This window comes from Maritalea sp. (genome assembly GCF_047634455.1).
Classification (GTDB): Bacteria; Pseudomonadota; Alphaproteobacteria; order Rhizobiales; family Devosiaceae; genus Maritalea.
In genome coordinates this window covers 21905-37499 of record NZ_JBLIAI010000016.1, presented here as the reverse complement: position 1 = coordinate 37499, position 15595 = coordinate 21905, and the positions used below count along the sequence as shown (strand labels likewise).

Annotated in this window: 11 protein-coding genes and 1 tRNA gene; 2 read left to right on the top strand and 10 right to left on the bottom strand. The window is 52.0% G+C overall.

Features of this window, described 5'->3' with window-relative positions:
• Positions 1–314: 314 nt before the first annotated feature.
• The 7 genes from ACJAZW_RS06465 to ACJAZW_RS06435 all read right to left on the bottom strand — a co-directional run bounded on the left by ACJAZW_RS06465 (position 315) and on the right by ACJAZW_RS06435 (position 11590).
• A complete protein-coding gene (locus tag ACJAZW_RS06465) occupies positions 315–1853 on the bottom strand; it encodes a dipeptide ABC transporter ATP-binding protein (protein WP_415156239.1) in 1539 nt (512 codons plus the stop codon).
• Entirely contained in the window at positions 1840–2703 is an 864-nt protein-coding gene (locus ACJAZW_RS06460) for an ABC transporter permease (RefSeq protein ID WP_415156237.1), read from the bottom strand. Before ACJAZW_RS06460 ends, ACJAZW_RS06465 begins: the two co-directional genes overlap by 14 nt.
• Positions 2693–3655 carry an ABC transporter permease gene (locus ACJAZW_RS06455; protein WP_415156235.1) on the bottom strand — a complete coding sequence of 321 codons (963 nt, stop codon included), beginning with the start codon at positions 3653–3655 and terminating at the stop codon, positions 2693–2695. Before ACJAZW_RS06455 ends, ACJAZW_RS06460 begins: the two co-directional genes overlap by 11 nt.
• A 38-nt stretch (positions 3656–3693) precedes the next feature.
• Entirely contained in the window at positions 3694–5136 is a 1443-nt protein-coding gene (locus tag ACJAZW_RS06450; protein ID WP_415156265.1) for an ABC transporter substrate-binding protein, read from the bottom strand.
• 708 nt (positions 5137–5844) lie between these two features.
• Positions 5845–7503: an ABC transporter permease gene (locus ACJAZW_RS06445; protein WP_415156233.1), complete on the bottom strand. Its 1659-nt coding sequence runs from the start codon at positions 7501–7503 to the stop codon at positions 5845–5847.
• A 63-nt stretch (positions 7504–7566) separates the two neighbouring features.
• Positions 7567–8598, bottom strand: coding sequence for an extracellular solute-binding protein (locus ACJAZW_RS06440; protein ID WP_415156231.1), 1032 nt, complete (start codon positions 8596–8598; stop codon positions 7567–7569).
• A 208-nt stretch (positions 8599–8806) separates the two neighbouring features.
• Positions 8807–11590, bottom strand: coding sequence for a sensor histidine kinase (locus ACJAZW_RS06435; protein ID WP_415156229.1), 2784 nt, complete (start codon positions 11588–11590; stop codon positions 8807–8809).
• Between the two features lie 229 nt (positions 11591–11819).
• Here ACJAZW_RS06435 and ACJAZW_RS06430 point away from each other — a divergent pair.
• Positions 11820–11896: transfer RNA gene (locus ACJAZW_RS06430), tRNA-His, on the top strand.
• A 30-nt stretch (positions 11897–11926) separates the two neighbouring features.
• Here ACJAZW_RS06430 and ACJAZW_RS06425 read toward each other — a convergent pair.
• From ACJAZW_RS06425 to ACJAZW_RS06415, 3 genes are all read right to left on the bottom strand, one after another.
• On the bottom strand, positions 11927–13540 hold the full coding sequence (locus ACJAZW_RS06425; RefSeq protein WP_415156227.1) for a hypothetical protein: 1614 nt from the start codon (positions 13538–13540) through the stop codon (positions 11927–11929).
• Positions 13541–13595: 55 nt separating this feature from the next.
• A complete protein-coding gene (locus ACJAZW_RS06420) occupies positions 13596–14240 on the bottom strand; it encodes a L,D-transpeptidase (protein ID WP_415156225.1) in 645 nt (214 codons plus the stop codon).
• Positions 14241–14384: 144 nt separating this feature from the next.
• The gene (locus ACJAZW_RS06415) at positions 14385–14870 is read right to left on the bottom strand and encodes a response regulator (RefSeq protein ID WP_415156223.1); all 486 of its coding nucleotides are present in this window, start codon (positions 14868–14870) and stop codon (positions 14385–14387) included.
• An 86-nt stretch (positions 14871–14956) separates the two neighbouring features.
• On the opposite strand from ACJAZW_RS06415, the gene ACJAZW_RS06410 reads away from it, so the two are divergent.
• The gene (locus ACJAZW_RS06410; protein ID WP_415156221.1) at positions 14957–15577 is read left to right on the top strand and encodes a DNA-3-methyladenine glycosylase I; all 621 of its coding nucleotides are present in this window, start codon (positions 14957–14959) and stop codon (positions 15575–15577) included.
• The last annotated feature ends 18 nt before the right edge of the window (positions 15578–15595 follow it).

Sequence of the window (15595 nt, the reverse complement as noted above, 5' to 3'; positions counted from 1 at the left end):
GAGGGCCGACGCATGTCCGCGCGCTGAGCCTCTCCGGACAATTGGTTGGCGTTCGCGCTGCGCATACTGCCCGAGGGCGACGGGGGATGACGCTCGGATAGTGAGGTGGCGCAAGTGTGAAGGCCTATCCTCCCTCCCCCTTGTGGGGAAGGATTAAGGGTGGGGGCCAAGGCTGTCCTCACAGTGAGCTTGTTGAATCATGGAATTTGATCCCGGTTCGGGGCCGGGACGGTCAGATGAGGGGCGACGCTGCCCGCGCGCTGAGCCTCTCCGGACAACTGAATGGCGTTCGTGCCGCGCAGGCTGATCCGAGCCTATATATATAACCGTGCATCTAACAACCGCCGTGTGATTTCCGCCTGTGGCGCCTCAAACACATTGTCCACATCGCCTTGCTCGACGATCTTGCCTTTGTCCATCACCAACACTCGATCCGCCACGGCGCGGACCACGTCTAGGTCGTGGCTGACGAACAGGTAGGCAATGCCGTAGCGTTCGCGCAGGTCGGCCAGCAGTGCCAGCACATCACCGCGAATGGAGACGTCGAGAGCGGAGACGGGTTCGTCCAACACCACCAATTTTGGCCGCAGCACAAGGGCGCGGGCGATGGCGAGGCGTTGGCGTTGGCCGCCCGAAAAGGCGTGCGGGTGCCGGCCCAGCATGTCAGGGGCTAGGCCCACCCGTTCAAGCGCAATATGCACCCGTTCGCGTCGTTCAGTGTGGCCCAATTCGGGCATTAAATGCAGCGGTTCGTATAGTGATTGTGCCATGTTAAGGCGCGGGTCAAAGCTGCCAAACGGGTCTTGAAATACCATTGACAGTTCGCGCCGAGCCTTATTTGGCATGATGCCCAACTGGCGACCATAGGCGTGGCCATCAAAGGTGATCGTGCCGCGTTGTGCGGTTTGCAGCCCGGCAATAATCCGCGACAAGGTGGTTTTGCCACAGCCCGAAGGCCCCACTAGTCCCACGACTTCCGCTTCGCCAATTTCAAGGTTGATATCGTCCAAGGCTTGCACATATTGCTTTTGCGCCCAAAACGGGCTGGGCAGGCGGAACCGCCGCGAAATCCCGTTGAGCTGCAAAATCGGCTTGCCTGTTTGTAATGCGGTGGCGCGACGACGGGTAGGGCGGGCCGCCGCGATTAAGCGCTGCGTATAAGCTTGTTTTGGTGCACTGAGCAGCGTTTGGGTGGGGCCATCTTCCACATGTTTACCCTTCTCGAGCACGTACACATGTTCGCACAGGGCGGCCACCGCGCCCAAATCGTGCGAGATGAACAAAAGCGCCATATTGTGTTTGTCGCACACCCGGCGGATCAGCGCGATCACTTGCGCCTGGGTGATCATATCAAGGGCTGAGGTTGGCTCGTCCGCAATCAACAATTCAGGTTCGCCCGCCAAAGCAATCGCTAAGCCAATGCGCTGGCGTTGCCCGCCGCTGAGCTCGTGCGGATAGCGTTTGGCAACAGTTTGCGGCAGGTCAACTTCGGCCAATAGTTCGGCAATTCGCGCATCAAAATCCACGTTGGGCAGATGCAAATGCAGGGCCTCTTTGACTTGATCACCAACCCGCATCAAAGGATTGAGCGCTGTCATAGGTTCTTGAAACACCATACCGATATGCCTGCCGCGTACCATCTCCCCGGCGGGCCAAGTGCGCAGGATTTGACCGCGCATGCGCGCGCTATCAGGTAGCAGATCAATGATTGCCAGCGCGGTGAGGCTTTTGCCTGATCCGCTTTCACCCACCACGCCCACGCGCTGACCCGGCGCGATGGACAGGGAAATATTTTTCACTACCTCATAATCGCCGAATCTGACGACCAAGTTTTTCACCTCAACCAGCGACATCAATGCCTCCGGCTTTTGAGAGCTTCGGGTCCAGCGTGTCACGCAAACCATCGCCCAATAGGTTGAAACTGATCACCAACAGCACGATCGACATACCCGGAATAATCGCCTGCGTCGGGAAACCGAAAAAGAAGCTTTGCGCTTCTTTCAGCATCAGGCCCAAACTGGTGTCGGGCGGCTGGGTGCCCAAGCCGATATAGCTCAGCCCCGCTTCGGCCAATATGCCGAGTGAAAGTTGGATGGTCGCTTGCACAATCAACAAGCTTGCCACATTTGGCATGATATGCCGCATGCTGATCTGGGCGTTCGACAGGCCCGACAATTTGGCCGCGTCCACATATTCAAGCGTCCACAGGCTTAGCGCGCCGCCGCGGGCAACGCGGGCAAAAACGGGAATGTTGAATATGCCAATCGCCACCATCGCGTTGATCGCTGAGGGGCCGATTAGTGTGGTGATGATGATTGCGCTGATGATGGCAGGGAAGGCGAAAATGAAATCATTGAACCGCAAAATTATCGCTTCCAGCCATCCCCGGTGTGCCGCAGCGGCCAGCCCCAACGGCACACCGATTAACGCACCGATTGCTACGGCCAGCAAAGCGACTTTTAAGCTAGATGCGATGCCCCGCATCAATAGGGAGAGCTGATCGCGCCCCAGATAATCTGTGCCAAGCCAATTGGCAGCGTTGAAGGTGCTAAACCGATTGGGAATGTCCACAATGTCGGTTGGGTATGGTGTCCACATCAACGAGATTATCGCCAGTAGAATGAACGCCGCACTGCCGAACAAACCGAGCCGGAAACTGGGGTGGGCGAGGGCGCGGGAAAAGGTGGACTGTTCAGCCATCATCGCGCGATGCTCCTGTGCGAATGCGTGGATCAACCAACGCATAGGCCAAGTCGACCAAGAACATCACCAAAATCACCATCGCAACCAGCACCAATATTGCGCTGCGCACAACGATTAAATCGCGGGCGGAAATGGCGCTGAAAATCAACCGCCCAAGGCCGGGCAAATAGAATACGTTTTCAACAATGATGGTACCCGCGATCAGGAATGCAAATTGCAATCCCATAATGGTCAGCACCGGAAGTAAGGCATTGCGCACCCCATGTCGCCATATGGCTTGACCCTTTGTCAGCCCCTTAGCCCGCGCCGTGCGGATATAATCCGCCTGCATCACATCCACCAGCGCAGTGCGCATGACCCGCGCTAGGATTGCTGCTTGCGGCAGCGCCAAGGCAACAGCTGGTAGCACCAGCGACCTGATGGCGAGCAATGGGTTTTCGCCCCAAGGCACAAAGCCGCCGGGCGGGAATATCCGCCATGTCACCGCGAAGGCGATCACCAACAGCATGGCGAACCAGAAGTTGGGAATGGCGATGCCCACCTGTGCTAAAATCATCGCCAAACTATCGCTTAACTTGCCGCGATTTTGCGCTGCAAAAATACCGATGGGCAAACCGATCAATGTGGAAAGCACGAGCGCGCCAACCGCCAAGGGCAGGCTAACTTGCAAGCGCTCTGCCATGAGTTGCGATACGGGCATGCGTTGGGAAAAACTGATGCCAAGGTCGCCACGAAACAGGCCAAAAAGCCAGATGAAAAACCGATTAAAGGCGGATTGATCAAGACCCAATTCGGTGCGTAATGCGGCCACCGCGTCGTCGGTTGCGTTGATGCCCAGCATGAATCGCGCCGGATCACCGGGCAGAATATCCAGCAGAAAAAATATGATCGCCGCAGCCACCACCAAGGTCACCGCGACGCCAAATAAACGTTTTGCTGCAAAGCCAATCATAGGGGACAATCGGCCTTGCAATCAGATCAAAGTCAAGTTCAATTTGTCCAACGAACAGCGGTCAAATCATTGCCTTCCACAGGGGAGTTTGGCCACATGCCTTCAAGGTTGGCACTCCAAACACCCGTTTTGGCCAGTTGGAACAAATAGCCGTTCACAGCATCTTCAGCCAATATACGCTGAGCAGCCTGCGCTAGTTGCTTACGTTTGGTTTCGTCAGCGGTCACGTTGAGCTTCTCAATAATCGCTTGAAACACCACATTGTCATACTGGAAATAATAGTCTGGGTTCGCGTAAATCCCGATATCAAACGGCTCCACATGGCTGACAATTGAAAGATCATAGTTTTTGGTTTTGAACACGTCTTCTAGCCACTGGCCCCATTCCACGTTGATCAGTTCTAATTCAATACCGATCTCACGCAATTGCGCGGCAATGATTTGACCGCCACGACGCGCATATGTTGGCGGTGGCAGTTTGATCGTGGCTTTAAAGCCGTCAGGATATCCCGCCTCTGCCAACAAAGCTTTTGCTTTCTCAATGTCACGCGGATAGGTGTTAAGGAGATCGACATAAAACGGATGGTGCGGGGCAAAATGGCTGCCAATTGGCGTGCCATAGCCAAACATCGCGCCATCAATGATCGCTTGCCGATCGAGCACGTGGGCAATTGCTTGGCGCACTTTCAACTTGTTGAACGGCGCTTTGCCATTATTGGTTGATAAAATGGTTTCGCCTTCAGTTGAACCGCGCACCACTTGAAAGCGCGGATCCGCTTCAAAGATAGTCAGCGCCTCTGGTGCGGGGAAATTGGCAAAGCCGTCAACTTCCCCCGCCAACATGGCGTTCTGTGCGGCGTTCGGGTCTGAAATGAACACGAAAGTTGCCTTATCAAGTGCAACGGATTTGCCTTTGTAATTGGCGTTCTTTTCTAAAATTACGCGGCTGCCTTGGTCCCAACGCACAAATTTGAATGGGCCGGTGCCAACAGGGTTTGACTGGTTTGTGTCTGCGCTTTCGGGTGCAACAATAACCGCGTCGCCTCGACCAATGTTGAACAAGAAGTCGCCTTGTGGTTGGGCGATCTTGATCTCAACTGTTGCAGGGCCAACAGCGTTTACTGACGTGATCGGGGCAAAGATGCCCTTTTGCGCATTGGTACTGTCAGCTGCGCGGGCGCGGTTAAATGTGAACACCACATCGTCTGCGTCAAAGCCAGTGCCGTCGTGGAATGTTGCACCTGTTTTTAGCGAAAATATATAGGTCATTCCATCATCAGAAATGGTCCAGGACGTGGCAAGCGAAGGTTGCACCGCGCCATTTTGGTCAATGCGGGTAAGACCCTCAAATATATTGGCATAAACCACTTCATCAATCGCGGCGGCTGCGCCAGCGGTTGGATCAAGGTGTGGCGGTTCTAAAACCATGCCAACAGTAATTTCACTGGCGAACGCGCCAATGGTCGATAGTCCAATCACCATCGCTGCCAGCAGCGATTTTTTGAACGGTTTTTCAATAATTTGCACTGTCTTCGATCCTGATTTGTTGTGGGTCAGACCTAAGTCTAGTTCTATCGGAAATGTTAAGAAAAGCAAAAGCCAACTTTGGTTGGGGGCGGTGTGCCATGTGGACCCTCGGATCTCAATTGCGCGCTCGTGCCGCGCATGCTGGCCCGGGGGAGACAGGGGTGACGATAGCGGATGCGGAGTACGATGGGTGTTGGGGAGGGCCGCGAACCTACTTAGCTTCCCCGGACCTGATCCGGGGTCTCGTTGCGATGAATACCCCCCCTCCCTTAATCCCTCCCCACAGAGGGGGAGGGAAACATTTTTTGTGCCGCTGTCGGGTGTTGGTGCAATAGTTTTGGTCCCGGCTCGGGGGCCGGGACGGACAAAGTAGTGTTGTACATTGCGTTCACCATTGGCTTCCCCGGTTCATTTTTCGCGCTCGTGCCGCGCATGCTGGCCTGAGGGTCACGAGGAATGACGTTTAGATAGCGCGGCGGCGCAGTGCGAATGCCTATTTTCCCTCCCCCTCTGTGGGGAGGGACTAAGGGTGGGGGGCTTTAAAAAAGATGGTCCCGGCTCGGGGGCCGGGACGGCCAAGAACCATTTTGGCATCCCTAGACCTGATCCGGGGGCAGTCTGAATGAGTTAGGCTCAGCGTGAGGGGTGGTCAAACAATCGCCCCTACCGCTCACCGCTTTGCAATTTTCCACCCAAAATGGCGGGCACCAACCCGATAGCCACGATCAAAAGCGCGGGTACAGCGGCGGATTCAAAGTTCTCAAGGCTGGCTTCAGCGTAAACATAGGTCGACAACGTTTCCAAACCCAACGGCCGCAGCAGCAATGTTGCGGGTAATTCCTTGATGGATTCAACAAACACGAGCGTTAGTGCTGCAACAATCGCTGGGCGCAAAGTCGGTAAATCAATTTCAATGAGAGAGCGCCAGCGGCTTGACCCCAACACGTGCGCAGCCTCAAGTAAATTGACGCCGCGTTTTTTCATCGCGGATTCAAGCGAATTGTGGCTGACGGTTAAAAATCGCACCGAATAGGCATAAAGAATGGCGATGGGAGAGCCGGACAAGACCAAGCCGACAGTGACATTGAACCATGCGCGGGTCGCGTCGTTGATCACACCATCCAAAAATCCTAACGGCACCAAAACACCGATGGCCAGCACTGTACCTGGTACCGCATAACCAAAGGTCGCAAGATAGGACATGTTGCGGCTGCCGTCCGCATTGACCATGCGCCGGGCGGTGAAATAACCAATTGCCACACAAATTGTGGCGCCGACCAGGGCCAACCAAACAGTGGTCCAAAGTGCTTCAAATATTTCGACGCCAACCGCGCCGCGAATCACCCGCACCATGGCGGTGGAAAGCAGTTCAGCAACGGGGACCAGAAACCCAAGGCCGACGATGATGGCACAAAATGCTAACGCGCCGATCGCAACCATTGGCGGCAGTTTCAAACGTGAAGGGGGGACGCGGCTATCGCGTTTAGTCAGATAGTCAAGTTTGCGCCGCTCATGTTGTTCTAGCCAAATCAGGCCCGCAATAATCACCACCGTGGTGACCGCCAACTGTGCGGCACCGGGCAAGTTGGACTGGTTGAGCCAAGTGGCATAAACTATGGCGGTTATTGTGTTCACGCCGAAAAATTCCACCGCGCCTACGTCGTTGATCACTTCCATTAGGGCAAGTGAAACCCCAACGATTAAGGCCGGGCGCGCCAGCGGCAATATCACATCGCGGAACGTGCGCCATGGGCCGGCACCAAGGGTGCGACTGGCGGCAACCAGCACACCCGATTGCATCAAAAAGAACGCGCGGCAACTCAAATAGACATACGGATAAAGCACAAGGCTCATCACAAAGGCTGCGCCGCCAATGGTGCGAAAATCTGGAAACCAATAATCCTGCACAGACGTTGCCCCGGTCATCATGCGGATCGCGGTCTGCAGCGGGCCTGTAAAGTCCATCACTTCAACCCAGGCATAGGCAGAAATATATGTGGGAATGGCGATGGGGAGAATGAAAGCCCACTCGAACAATTTGCGGCCCGGAAACTCAAAATTGGACACAAGCCAAGCGCTAAATAGGCCGATGAAACCTGTGAAAACGCCGACCAGTAACAGCAAAAGGCCTGTCTCGCGCAAGGCGACGGGCAGCATGCGCGAGAAAAGGCCACCTTCGGTGCCAAAAGCACCAAGCGCTAACCAGCCAAGTGCAAGGGTGGGCAACGCCATCAAGAAAATGACCGCGAGCTCAACAAAAGACAGGCGCGAAAGCGCGCCTGTTAGAAAGTTGTGAGCTTTGTCGCTTTGACCAGCGATCATTCTTCTCCAATCAAATCCACATTTACGCTTCTTGGTATAGCGGATTTGGGGTTAGTGCAAAGCCTAGTTTTGTGGACCTTCGTCAAACTTGACTTCGTCCACCAATTTGCTGGCGTCGTCGCGCTTGTCTGCAATCGCCACCAAAGCCAGATCGTCAGCTTTCAGTTCACCCCAGCTTGCAACCAAGTCAGATGACGCAACGCCTGGTACAACAGGAAACTCAAAGTTAGTTTCTGCGTAGATTGACTGCGCCTGTTCCGACAACAAGAACGCTATGAATTTTTTGGCATTCTCAAGGTTAGGTGCATTTTTCGCCAATCCAGCACCGGTAATGTTGACATGGGTTTTGCTGTTTTCGGCATCAGGGTAAATTAGGCGTACAGATGCGGCCCAGTCTTTTTGCTCAGGTTCTTCCTCATTGGTGACCATTTTGCCCATATAATAGGTGTTGCCGATTGCAATGTCGCATTCGCCGGAAAAGATTGCTTTGACTTGCGCACGGTCATTGCCAGTTGGCTTGCGCGCGAGATTGTCACGAACCCCTTCAAGCCATGTTTTAGTTGTTTCTTCGCCATAATTAGCAATCTGTGCGGCAACCAAGCCAATGGTATAAGAATGTTGGCCTGAACGTGTGCACACGCGGCCTTTCCATTTTGGATCAGCAAGGTCTTCGTAGGTCATGGCAGTCTCATCGACACGGTCTCGCGACACATAGAAAATCCGCGCGCGCGCTGATAATGCAACCCAAGCCCCATCCGGATCAACAAAATTCGATGGCAAAACTGACGTCAAATCTGTAGGAATTGGTTGCCAAATGTCAGCCTTTTTCATCGCATCCAAACGCCCAACATCAACGGTGAGCAATATGTCAGCTGGCGAATTTTGACCCTCAGAACTCAACCGATCTACAAGACCATTTTTGGCAAACAAAACGTTTGTTTTAATGCCGGTTTGTGCTTCAAAAGCGTCTGTTAGTGGCTTTAAAAGTTCGGGCTGACGGTAGCTATACACATTGATTTCTTCGGCAACAGCAACCGCGCCAAAAAAAGATGTACCTGCAATCAAAGTGGCGGCAAGCGATTTGGAAAAGTTCATTTTATACTCCAGTGCTATGAGGAATTGTTTCCCTCCGTTGCAGCGGTTTTGTTGGTTTTTTGCGCGCCCGTCAACGGTAGTGGTCAAGTCAAAACGCCCATTTTGCGGGATGTTTTTGGAACTATTCTAAACTGGAGTAGAAAACTCTATATATTTAAGTAATTCGGCTTACCGCGTTAAAGTTGATGGGTGCGTCAAAATGTCGCAGTTAGTTTAGTGTTCCCGTAACCCGATCAGCGGGAATCGCAAGTTCCATCAACATGCCCGTGCGTCCAACTTGGTCAAGAGATAGTGAAAACGAATTGGCTTTGGCCAAGGCGTGAGTAAGCGAAAGTCCAACGCCAGAACGCACAAAGTCGGCCGGCATATGGTCGTTGCCTTCAGGCTCATGATAAACGATAAACTGTTCGTGCCTGTCTTGGCCGTGCTCTCCCATATCGCGCACATGGATCATCAAATCGTCCTTGTCATCACGCACAGCGCTCAACACCACATTGCCGCCCGCTGGGGTCAGGGTCACAGCACTCGCCAGCAAATTCATGATCGTCTGGGTGAGCAGTTTTTCGTCGGCCTCAACAAAATAACTTGTTTCGGGGATGGCGCTGCGCACGAAAACTTGTTGCGCGTTGGCTTGTCCCCGGATGCGCACGATGCAACGGCTCAGCAACAGGCCCAAGTCTATCTTGTTATTCGAGATTTCCATTTCGCCAATATTGAGGCGGCTAAGGTCGTCAATCTCACCAATCACTTGTTCAATTTGCCGGGTTGCTGTCTGAATGTCGCCAATATATTCCTTATATCGATCATTCTCCACCGGCCCATAAGCTTCATCCTTCATCAGGCTATTGAAGCCTGCAATGGAGGCCAAAGGTCGGCGAATTTCCCGACTTAAGATCGGCAAGACGCTGTTCAGCTCGTCTTTTTGGTGGTCGATTTGTGCTTGATCTGCTTTTTCAGCGGACAACAGGCCAAATACCGAACTGGATGGATCTTCTGCGTCTGACAAAAACAGCTTTATCTCGCAATGCTCGGCGCCAGCAAATACCCTGATGGTGCCAATGTCTGTCTCCCCGGCGAGCACATTAAGATATGCGCCGCGCGTGTCGGCTGAAACATATTCAAGGATTGGCCGATTGCGCAGCAGGTCAATGGACGGCCCAAACAAACGACTGCCCTCTGCGTCCATATCCAGAACATAACCCGCGCGATTAAACTGGATATAACCGTTGCCTAATGCAGCCGCAATTTTGGCGAATTCGATCCCAGCGCCGTCGCGCTCCTGCGCGATAATGCCATTATTGTTCCGCGATGTTTGCTCTTCACGAGCCGTGAGCATGTAGCAATTTTGGCCCTGCCATACCGTTGTTTGCAAGCGGGCAACAACATCAACGGTTTCGCCATCTTGGCGCTGAATTTTGGCAACTGGCCCAAAATTGTCACCAGCATCATCGGCACGTGGCAAAATCGCATCCAAACCAGCGTCACGCAAATCATTGGTGGTGTTGTATCCCGCAAGGTCTGCCATTGATCGATTGGCGAACAAAAGTTCTTGATCTCTGAAAATCAAAATACCCAAAGGCAACTTGTTTAACACAAGTGCTTCGTCGCTCAGCGCCACCAACGAAGATGTGCCCGTTGTTTTGAGTTGCTGTTTTGAATTCATTGAAACAACTTTGCCCGGTTCGATATTAGCCGGGGTCGGCTTTGTATCGCTCGCAACGCTGGTTGCGTCCTTTGACTTGCGGCTATCCTCTGTGTTTACGCGCTCGTGCAAAATGCGCGACAATTCATCAAAATTGTATTTTGTGGTTTTGTCCTGGGTGATTTTTTCCCCATCCAGCACGCCCTGGTCAGCCTCACGCATGACATGGCTTGCGCTGATGCTCCACAAACCCAAATTTGCATCCTGTTCGGCTTCGCCATCGTCAAGCGCTATCATTTCCTCGCGGACCGCGCCCAAAGGTTCGTCGGTCTGCTCTATATCGATATCCTTCAAATCAGTGTTTACAGTCTTGTCGACTTCAAAATCGTCTGGATCTGAAAAATCCTCGTCGGGATCGATCCTGTTTTCAGCCAAAAGATCAGGGTCTTCTAATTCTGAGGTGGTGATGTTGTCATTCGAATTGTATAAATGGTCGATCAGTTCAGTGAGGGCAGACGGCGCTGGATTGGCGTTTTCATTTACTTGTAGCGGCGTGTCGTCGGCCTCGATCGTTTGATCGCTGTCTGATTGATCAGTTGTCTCTTTAGCAACAATATCAAGCGTTTCCAGATGAGGTAAATCGTAAGTGTCGTCCTCGACCGTGTCCTCTTCTTGTGATGTAGTGTTATCCGAATGTGTGACATTCCCTGTATCAAGTTCGGTTACTTCCAAGACCTGAGGTGCAGGAGCAAGTGCGTGCAGATCAAGCATCAACAATGTCGCACCGGCTTTCAAACTGACTTCAAGCGAACTTGCTTTCGTCAGGTCTGCAAACGAAGTTGTCACAAGGGCTTGCAGTGCGTCCTGATCGCCCGAAGCTGTGCCACCAGCAACAATTTCGTTTTCAGCGTTTAGGATCACATAATCTTGCGCCGGAGTGAATAATTGCTCATTGGCAACCAGTGCAAACGCGTCGCCATCGAATAGCCCAAAATCTATCGCATCGGTGGAGATGACAAGGAGACCGATTGTGCCGTCCTGATTACTCAAAGGCACACAAGAGCAAGTTGCCGAAACTGGCTTTTTGCCCATTTGAAAACGCATACGCGAAATTGAAGCGCGGCCATCGTGACCAAGACGGATCAGGCGGGTCACTTGACCCTTCAGCGGCACCGGGCCTGGCAAAAATTTCAGACCCTTTTTCTTGAATTTGGAGCGGAACAATTTGGCCGCCAGATTGCGCCAAATGAGTTCGCTGCCGTCCTCGTTCCAGAACCAAACAGGACGCGGATCAAGCGCATAACTCAATACGCGTTGTCCAACATTGGTGTAAATCCAGTCCTGGTGCATAGCTACTCATACTTCCTTGTGCCAAATTGAAACAGATCGGCACACTTGTTTACCTATATTTAAATATCGCGCATGACAGGATTGGTCCATAAAAACCGTGTTTTGAACCCAAACAGTCCGGTTTCATGGTTAAGATGGTCAAGGTGTGGAAAAAAATGTAATTTGGCGCAAAAGCACTCTTGCAAACACGCCGGGTGCGCCGTATGTATCGGCGCACAAAATTGGTTATGCCGCCTTAGCTCAGTTGGTTAGAGCACTAGTTTGTGGAACTAGGGGTCCCCCGTTCAAACCGGGGAGGCGGTACCACTTCCCCGAAATACACATTGCAACAATGACCTATTTGGAAATCCGTAGATCGGAAAGCTGGTCCGCGATTGTCTCAAATGTGTCTTTGAGTTCGGTTGTGCTATTGGGGAAGAAATCGTGCGACGAACTTGTGGCGCACGCCGACAGCATCTTGCCGTTACTTGAGGTCGAGGAAATGCTTAGGCCGATTGTATAAACTTCGATACCAGCATCTTTGGCGCGCTCGCAAGAAAGTTTTGTGCGTTTGTCCATTTCCTTGATGGTACTGTAGTTTGACCAGCCGACGCCGCCCAATCGACCATTATAGGGCCATCCATACGCGCTATAGTAGTAGGCACCGTTGAAATTGCCCCATTGCGACGCATAGTTCGCCCCGTCGGTCATCAAAATCATGACTTTGCTGGCACCCTCATTATACCCAACACCCTCAGTAAACGGCGCGGTGGGCGAAAGGACACGCAATCCCCAAATTGCGCCTTGGTGGATGTTTGTGCCACCTTCTGCGACCATTGCGTTGATGCCGGATTTTACATCCGACATTTTGTTGGTGAGGGGTAAGACTTCCGCGTCGCCACAACCAGCGTTCGGGCCATCGCCGTTTTCTCCGCTGCCATAATCAACCCATTGGCCGTTATATTTGCACTCTTTTTCCTGCCGCACACGATCACTATTGTTCCAGCTGCACCCACCTTTGATGTCGCGCATGTAGCCACGTTGGTTCCAATAGCTCCAATCAGGCAAATCAGGTTCAAAAACCGGTACGAACAGGGTTTCGCCATAGTCATACCCGGGGACAGAACTATAACTTGGCTCAACATCATTCACATCAAGTCGACTAGCTTCAGGTTTGCTGGTGTCGTGGGAGCGCGCCTCAACACAGCCTTTCCAGCTGGCGTTTGGAATGGCGGCATATTTTGCCAGCCTGTTCAATCGATCACTTGGGTTCGTTGTGTCGTGCCCGGTTGAAGGATTGTTATCATCATCAAAATTGTCCCAACTCAAAGGGGATTGCCCGTTTGTGTCAACGCCTTTTGCCTTGCGATTGCTGTTGCCGATATTGACATATTGGGTGAAAGGAACAAGGCCAATAAAAACCTTGTCAGGGGTGCTCTCGCCGCCCGACAGAGTATCAACCGCAAGCGTGGCCGCGTCTTTTAGCGCGGTCATTCGACCGTAGGATTGCATCGACCCAGAATTATCGAGCACCATAACAACCTCAAGTAGGTTTTTTGCGCGGGTCGCCTCTGAAATAAGCAATGCGCTCATTTGATTGATGCCAACCAGTTTAACGAACAGGGTAGGGCGCGAAATACTTGCGCTAATATATAGCCGACCTGCATCCTTGTCGATTTGGACAGTTTCTATTGACATGGCAACGTCTGTGCCAGCAAGGCTCTCTTCAACCAAATCGTTTGCCCGGTTCTTAATCCATCCCATACTTTTCTTGTAGATTTCTGGCTGCAACGCCAATACAGTTGCATCAAGGCTAATCTGAGTGGTTTTTCGGGCTTGCTGGATATTGACAAAATCCACCGCAGAGCCGCCCGTGGCAATCAATACAATGGCTATTACGCCAAAAATCACCGCAAAAGCGCCACTTTCGTCGCGCCCAAACTGTTTAATTCGTGAGAGAATGAACTTCATTTGATTGGCCAAATTTGTTGAATATTCGACCGCAATTTTGCCCGTTAAAGGTAAATTAAGTCACAACCACGCGCGCACCAATTGAAACTCTTGTGTACAAATCCTTAATGTCTTCGTTCGTAAGCCGAATACATCCAGACGAGACTTTTTCACCTATCGTCCAAGGTTGTGCTGTGCCATGCAAACGATAAAGCGTGTTGCCGATATAAAGCGCCCGCGCGCCCAATGGATTGTCGATCCCCCCGGGCATATAGGCTGGCAAACTTGGGTCCCGTTTGCGCATCTCTGCGGGCGGCGTCCAGCCCGGCCATTCGCGTTTTGCCGTGATTTTATGCGTGCCGGACCATTCAAATCCCGATCTGGCGACACCCACGCCATAACGCAGGGCGCGACCGCCGCTCAGCACCAGATATAAAAAGCGCGCGTCGGTATCAACAACGATCGTGCCTTTTGCATATTCACTATTATATGCAACAACCTGCCGTAATAATTCGGGACGCTGGCCAAACTTATTTTGGACTTGGAGCATATTCTTGGGCGTGCCTTTGGTCACGCTCATGCCTTCAGGCGCAGCCACATATATTGTTTGGCCGAATCTGTTCTTGGATTTGACCAGCCCATCGCCTGCATTGGCAATCCCTGACATGGTCAAAACAAACGCACCAACAATGGCGGGCAACAGCATCAAGAACTTACGCATTACTTACACTCGCACTTTGCTTGCAAACAAATGCCTGCAGCTACAATTTGAGATAAATAATAGGCGATCACCAAGAATAAACGGTGAAAAAGCTTGGTAAGTAAGGGCTTAGCAAGAATGGTTTACGAACGATAAACGAATTGGCTAGAGGAGCGCGAAATCATCATTATCGTCATCATCCATTTGGCCAATTTCATCATTTGCTGGCGCGTCTGAATGCGGTTGTTTTCTTGTGAGGGCCTTGGCGATTGCCTTGCCAAGGTCCGTGCCGTTTGCAGGTTTGATCACCACTTCATCAGCGCCCAATGCCAGCGCACGTTCAATGTTGTCACTGCTGGCATAGGCGGTCATAACAACCACAGCAATGTTGCTGTTGCCCTTAAAGCGTTTGTCCCGCACAACGCCCAAAAGTCCGGCACCAGAAACATCAGGCATATACCAATCGGTCAGCAAAACATCATAGTCTTGCTCCATCAATTGCAGCAAAGCCTCGGCGCCTGAAGACACACTCTTGGTTTCGCCAATGCCGAGCTTTTTAAGTTGTGCTGTGGCCAACGCACATGCATATTGATTGTCATCGACAATCAATACTTTCAGTTGGTGTGGTGATTTGGTCGCTTGACTTGACAAAACTAAATCTCACTTAACGTGAATGTTAATGAACTGCCGTCAGAATTTAGCCAAAATCAAAAAGATTGCAACAGTTAAATATAACAATGAACGAATATGTTGGCCGTTGTTTCTGGGGAAGCAACGATGAAATGTACATGCAATACCATGACACCGAGTGGGGATATCCGGTCGACAACGATGTTCGGCTGTTCGAAAAAGTGTGCCTTGAAGGTTTCCAATCGGGCCTGTCTTGGCTGACCATCTTGCGCAAACGCGAGAATTTTCGCACAGCATTTGACGGGTTTGATTACCACAAAGTCGCCCAATTTGGCCCAGACGATGTAGATCGCTTGTTGCAAGATGCTGGCATTGTGCGCCATCGCGGCAAAATTGAAGCCACCATCAATAATGCGGCGCGCGCGATTGAACTTGAAAAAGAGTTCGGCACGTTAGCGGCTTATTTTTGGCAGTTTGAACCTGATGCATCCGCGCGGCCCGACAAAATGTCTGAGGCGGAAGTGCGCAAGCTCGCGCAAACCGAAATGTCCAAGAATTTGGCCAAAGACTTGAAAAAGCGCGGCTGGAAATTCTTCGGCCCCACAACTGCCTACGCTTTCATGCAAGCGATGGGTCTGGTCAATGACCATACGGAAGATTGCTTTTGCCGTGAAAAAGCATTGAACGCACGTGCCAAATTCACCCCCCCCAAAGCCAAAACTGTTTAGGGAATAAGCCTAGGCATA